Raw genomic sequence first — 6,142 nt, 5'->3', positions numbered from 1 at the left:
GGAGCTGATCGTCACCCCGTCATCGTCGAAGTCCACCGACTGGATGGAGAAGTTCTGCCGGGCGGTGGCTCCGTACTGGACAGCCGTCCGGAACAGGTAGGAATCGACGTCCTGACGGTAGAGGTGTGCCGTGGGATGGAGCAGCTTGGCGAAGTTGTACATGTTCAGGTTCGCCGGGTCCTGGTTCTTGCCCTCCTCGTGCTGCAGGAACGCGAAGTGGTTCTTGGTTCCGTGCCACGGGGAGATGATCCGCTGGGCGTTGTTCAGGGTGGCCATCGTCCGCAGTTCCGGGACGTCGTAGCGCTCGGACATGGTGCGCAACGAGACCAGCATGTTGGGGATGGTCGATTCGCCGATCGCGAACTTCGGGTGCGAACTCTGGTCGAGCAGGAGCACCTTCGCGGAATTGCGCGCCAGGATCATGCTCAGCATCGAACCCGCGATTCCCGATCCGATTATGGCTATGTCATATGTTTCATCAGGGCCGAGGCCTTCGTCGCGCATCTGATTCTCCGTTCCTTGGCCCGGCGATGGTCGGGCTCGATGTGGTCCTACGTTGAGGGAGGAGTGGCTCTATCGAGGAGTCGGCACCCGGTACCGCCGACCGAAGAACGGAACCTTGGCGACCGCATTGCGCAGCATCTCCGGCCTGTCGTGCTCGCTTGCTCTCAGAGCCAGCTTGGCGATCCCCATCTCGCCCTCCCGGCTCAGCCGGGCAGTCTGCTGCGAACCGGTCTGCCGAGCCCAGGCGAGGGTCGCCGGGATCCGTCGCACCGCCGGATCGATCCGGCTACGGTGAAGCCGGCCGGCATCGAGTACCGGCGGGGCCACTGGTGACCGGTGTAGGCGCTCGAGCAGTTCCGCCGCGGTCACGTCCGGATCGGCCGTGCCTGCAGCCACCGCTCGCAGCCGTTCGCCGGCGTACCGGAACAGTTGCAGCGTCGGATGATACGGCGAGCTTTCCGACACGCCACGGGCGCGCCACCACGGCTCTTCGACGGCTGCCAGCGCGCTGGTGTCCCGGCTTCGGAGGAACTCGGCGTAGCAGCGGCTCAGCTCGTAGCCGGCGAGTTGCTGGCCAGTGGCCCAGTACTGGTACCAGGCGTTCCACAGCGGATAGCTGGTCGTCGCGGTGTACGCGCCGGCATAGAGCTCGTCGTTGTAGTCGAGCAGGCCTTGTTCGAGCTCTTCGACATAGCGGAAGCGCTCGGTGCTGAAGTCATCGTCAGTGATCGCGGCCAGCAGCCGGTGCACCAGCGCATGGGTGGTCTCCAGCCCGCGGGAGAGGCCACCGGTCATCAGCGGGTCCAGGTATCCCGCGGCGTCGCCGGTCAGGCACCACCGGTCGCCGACGGTACGTTCGCAGGAGTGTTGCACCTGGTCGATCCTGGCCCATTCCCGAGCGATCCGGGCACCGGCGAACTGGGCTTTCACATCGGGGAATCGCTCGATGAGATCGTTGAATTCCTGCTCGGGGGAGCAGTCGCGTGCCGGATGGACCCGGGGGTCGAGGCTGACCCCGACGCTGCACAGCGGATTCGGCCCGCGACCGTGATTGTTGAACGGTATGACCCACAACCAGCCGCCGGGAAAGACGTGGTGCAGCGTGCCGTCATGCCAGCGGCCCGGATTCTCGTACTTGGCCGAAGTGGCGATCTCGTCATAGGGCCGAACGTCCAGCAGGTGGCTGTACAACAACCGGGACTGGTGCTGGAAGCGGGGCGGCTGCTGCCGCACTCCCAGGCTGTCGCTGAGCACCGAGCCGTGGCCGCCCACGGTGTCCACCACGTACTTGGCGTGGATGGGGTCCTTGTCCGCCCGGTGGATCCGGATGCCGTCGGCCTTGAGGTCGACGCCCGTCAGCCGCTGCTGCTGCATCAGCGTGGCACCGTGCCGCACCGCGACCATGCTCAGCCAGGCGTCGACGTCCTGCCGGTAGAGATGTGTCTGGGTGGGATCGAGGGCCGAGTCCTGCGACATGGTCGCCTCGCTCGGGTTCTGCCGGAGCCCCGGCCGCTGATAGACGAAGCCGGCGTTGCGCTTTCGCCCTACGGTGGAGGAGATCTTGGCCTGCGCGCTCTCGAAACTGGCCAGGTACTTGACCTCGGGCACGCCGTATCGTTCACCGATCAGCCGGAACATCATGGCGGCGTACGGAGTGGTGGATTCCCCGATCGAGAATCGGGGATGCGTTCCGGTGTCGAGCACGACGACTCGCGCTCCGTTCCGGGCCAGGCACGCGGCGATGATCGAGCCGGCGAGTCCGGAGCCGAGGACCGCGACGTCATAGCTGTGGCGCTCGGCGGACCGGTTGTCCAGTCGTTTTTGGGCATTGTGCATAAGGCTCGTCTCCTTGGAATGTCCCGGTCTCTCACCCGGAAGCTGCTAGACGGCTAATAGAACAAAACGTATCATCACTTGTTGAATTGTGCACATCGATCTTGCCGGGCAGGACCGAGCTGCCGATGAACGACGAGGATGGCGGTCGAGAATGTGCCTGTTCCGTAACGAGTCTGAAGATCGTGCCATTTGGCCGAGGCTTACCCAAGGAACCGGCGGCAGCCCGTCATGAGCCAGCAGACCGGCGGAAACCACGAGCGCCCCCCGCCACCGAGGTGGCGAGGGGCGCTGCGGAAGCGGAGCGAAGTCAGGAAGTCTGGGCTCCGTGGTCGTGCACGCTGTCACCGCCAAGCGGTCCGGCGAAGGTGTGCTCCGGCCCGGCGGGTGCCGGGATGGTGAAGTTGCCCGGGACCCTCTTGCCGGGGACGCCGTTGACGGCCTCGGTGGAGTACGCGAAGGTCATGACCGCGAACGCCACCGCGTCGGAGTTGACCTCCAGGGCGTGGTCGTTGTTGTTGGCGTAGGTGTCACAGGCCTGGTGGTAACAAGGGTCGAACGCCTGCCCGGCGGTGCCGCCCCAGATGGCCTCCTGCTCTTCGGTCTTAACCACCTCGGCTCCGGTGAAGAGCCCGCTGGACGGGATTCCATTGTTGATGAAGGCCTGGTAGTCGCTCCGGCCGCTGAACAGCGTGTCGTCATAGGGCTCGCCGCGCAGGGTGTAGAAGGACTCGAAGAGCTCCTCGATCGCCTCGGACCCCTCCGGGATCGTCACGCCGGCCGGCGCCGGGAAGCTCGACTCGTCGGCGTCGTACACCATGAAGATGTAGTTCGGCGAGCCGATCATGTCGAAGTTCAGGTACAGCGCGATCCGGTCGAGCTCTGCCTGGGACTGCTGGGCGACCCACTGCGTCGACCCGATCAGGCCCAGCTCCTCAGCACCCCACCATGCGAAGCGCACGGTGTTCTCGGGACGGAGCTTGGACATCGCCTGGGCGATCTCGAGCAGCGCCGCGGAGCCGCTGCCGTTGTCATTGATGCCCGGGCCGGCCGGAACCGAGTCCAGGTGGGCGCCGGCCATCACCACGTTGTCGTTGTTACGCCCGGCGAGCTCGGCGATGACGTTGAAGGAGTGGCGGGTCAGGAAGTCGACCTTCACCTGAGCCGTCGAGCCGGCGGCGGCCAGGGCCTGCCCCTGCGCGAAGGAGGCGCCGACGACGGGAATGCCGACGACGTTCTCACCGCCGAGCGTGCCGACGATGAGGCCGAAGCGGTCACCGGCGCTGGCGTCGCCCTGGTTGAAGATGATGACGGCCTCCGCGCCCGCGGCCTCGGCGTTGAGCGCCTTGAAGGCGAAGTTGCAGCCACCGCGCTGGATCAGCGCGATGTCGTTGGGCCCGGAGAAGTTCAGCCCGGCGAAGTCGGCGGCCTCGCAGCCGCTGGTGCTGGCCCGCGCCCCGGTCAGAGCGAGGTCGACCGGGATGACGTTGCCGGTGACGTCGCCCTCGCCGGTCCCGGTGAACGCACCGGTCTCGTAGGTGCCCTGCACCGGCGTCAGTTGCCGCAGCAGGGCGTCGGTGTCCTCGTAGGAGAACGGCACCTTCTCGGCGTCCCAGCCGGCGGCGGCGAGCACGCCCAGGACGTAGTCGACGCTGGCGGCGTAGCCGGGAGTGCCCTCGGCCCGGGTTCCGCCGTTGGCGTCCGCGATCCGCTGCAACGCCGCCTGGTGCTCGCGGACGCCCTCGAGCCGGACGCACTCCAGCATCTTGGCGTAGGTGTTGTTGGTGCGGGCATCACACCCCGACTGAGCGGGCGCGGCGGTGGCGGGGACGGTCACCAGACCGGCGAGCAGCAGCGCGCCGCTCGCCAGCAGCGCGGCGGCGCCCTTTCGAACGGATGGACGGTTACGTCTCACAGTTTCCCCTTGTCTGAGCGAGCTGAGGTTCGAAGTCCCGCTCGCGTCCGGTTCGTCGGCCACGGGTAGGCCACATCTTTCTTACATCCAATGCACATGGAACGTACCTCTCCACGTGTGAGGCGTGCGCAAGGAATACCCGCGATCTCCCGCTCCGGCCGAGCGACCCTGCGAAGGTGGCCCATGAAGCGCGCTTCAGCCGACCGTCGGTACCTGCGTCACTTGTACAGGGAACCGGCGGACAGGCAGTGCATGCGCAGTTGAGCCGGCCGCTCGCTCGGTGCCAGGGCGAGGAAGAGCGCGCGTCGCAGGCCGGCCTGGTCGACGCCGGCGCTCTCGTCCAGATACAGGTCCAGCTCCAGCAGGGCGTCCGACGTCTCCACCGCGCGCACCGACGGCCTCGCCCGCAGGACGCCCGCGAGGGATTCCGCCGTCCGCCGGATCGAGGACAGCGACACCTTTTCGCCCCGCACGACCGCGAAGTCCGAAGCCCGCCCGGTCAGGTACAGGTAGCCCTCATCGTCGAGGTAACCGAGATCGCCGGTGGCCAGTACACCGGGGGCGGCAAGGCCGCCACGCTCTTCGGCGGCCTTGCCCAGCCGGGCGCGGTAGATGGTGTCGGATTCGACCAGGACCTCCTGCGCCCGCGGTCCCCGCCCGACATCGCGCAGCCGGATCCGCACTCCCTGCAGGGGCCGTCCCGCTGATGCGAATCGGGTGGCCGGTTCGGCATGCGCGGCCAGGGTCGACACGCGCGGCCCGGCTTCGGTGAGGCCGTAGGTCAGGTACAGCTGCTTGCCGGGATAGCGGTCCAGGAACTGTCGCACCCGGTCCGGGGGCAGCGCGCTTCCGCCGACGGTGAGCGTGCGCAGGCCGTCGGGCAGGTCGCAGCCGGAATCCAGCAGCGCCGACAGCAGGATCGGCGTCAGCGAGGACACGGTGACCCCATGACGTTCCAGTTGGCCGACGTAGCCGGCCGGCTGGAACGGAGGGCCCGCCAGCACCGGCCGCGCACCCGTTCGCAGGCACCCGAGGATCTGGGCCACCAACGCGAAGGAGTAGTACATCGGCAGGTTCACCAGCACGGTGTCACGTCCGGTCAGCAGCACCGAGGCGGCGTGCCGATCGGCGTTGCGCAGCAGCGCCTGGTAATCGTGCAAGCAGCCGGTACCCGCGCCGGAGGTGCCGGTGGTCAACAGGATCACCTGGCCGGGTTCGTGGACCGGCAGGCCCGGAGTGTCGAAGATCAGCACATCAAGGTCGGCGATGCGCGCCATCCGGCCGCCTGGGTGGTCCGCAGCCGTGATCCGGGACCGGATCAGGCCGTGCGCGCCGAATTGAACAGCGCTGGCGCGCACCCGGGCGGCAGGTGTGGAGGGGGCCATCAGCAGCGGGACGTAACCGGCGGCCAGCACCGCGAAGAAGATTCGCAGCAAGGGCATGCCGTTGGGCAGCGCGATCGTCAGCACCGCGCCGGTAGGTATCTCCAGACCTCGCAGCTGCGCCACGTCAGCGCTGAAGCTTCCCGGTTCGGGCTTGTCATCCCACGTAGTTCCCACGTTGGACAGGAACCCTTCGATCAACTCCGGATCCAACAGGGTCATCACGCTCGCACCATAGGAAAGATAGGGAGTTTTTACAAGTATGTGCATCTTAGGGGGGCTTCATTACACCAGACCGTAATGATATGGTCTCGGCTGGTCAGCACCTATTGTGAATACTGCGGCACTCGCTCAGGTGGGCAGGACCGTTGCCTCTACCTGCGAGACGGGCGGCGGGATGGCGTCCTTGCACGTGTGTCGCACCGACCGATACCAGAGTGCTGCTGACGTTGTCGGCGCGAGCTGCTCGACGATGGGGGTAATGCCTTGACGCCTTTGCCCGATCTCG

Annotated in this window: 4 protein-coding genes; all 4 read right to left on the bottom strand. The window is 66.9% G+C overall.

What is annotated here, in order from left to right:
* A partial coding sequence (locus VF542_RS05295) for an NAD(P)/FAD-dependent oxidoreductase (RefSeq protein WP_408650661.1) occupies nt 1-504 on the bottom strand: 504 nt, incomplete at its 3' end.
* Nucleotides 505-573: 69 nt separating this feature from the next.
* Nucleotides 574-2,340: an NAD(P)/FAD-dependent oxidoreductase gene (locus tag VF542_RS05290; protein WP_408650660.1), complete on the bottom strand. Its 1,767-nt coding sequence runs from the start codon at nt 2,338-2,340 to the stop codon at nt 574-576.
* Between the two features lie 307 nt (nt 2,341-2,647).
* The gene (locus tag VF542_RS05285; protein WP_408650659.1) at nt 2,648-4,252 is read right to left on the bottom strand and encodes a M20/M25/M40 family metallo-hydrolase; all 1,605 of its coding nucleotides are present in this window, start codon (nt 4,250-4,252) and stop codon (nt 2,648-2,650) included.
* Nucleotides 4,253-4,470: 218 nt separating this feature from the next.
* Nucleotides 4,471-5,856: a class I adenylate-forming enzyme family protein gene (locus tag VF542_RS05280; RefSeq protein ID WP_408650662.1), complete on the bottom strand. Its 1,386-nt coding sequence runs from the start codon at nt 5,854-5,856 to the stop codon at nt 4,471-4,473.
* Nucleotides 5,857-6,142: the final 286 nt, after the last annotated feature.

Origin of the sequence: Jatrophihabitans sp. (assembly GCF_036389215.1) — a bacterium.
GTDB lineage: Bacteria > Actinomycetota > Actinomycetes > Mycobacteriales > Jatrophihabitantaceae > Jatrophihabitans_A.
The sequence above is the reverse complement of the archived record's forward strand: the minus strand, read 5'-3'. Positions and strand labels throughout refer to the sequence as shown.

What these genes read in the sequence shown, in the direction of transcription:
- VF542_RS05290 (WP_408650660.1), bottom strand. Translation starts at nt 2,340, where the DNA reads ATGCACAATGCCCAAAAACGACTGGACAACCGGTCCGCCGAGCGCCAC.
- VF542_RS05280 (WP_408650662.1), bottom strand. Translation starts at nt 5,856, where the DNA reads ATGACCCTGTTGGATCCGGAGTTGATCGAAGGGTTCCTGTCCAACGTG.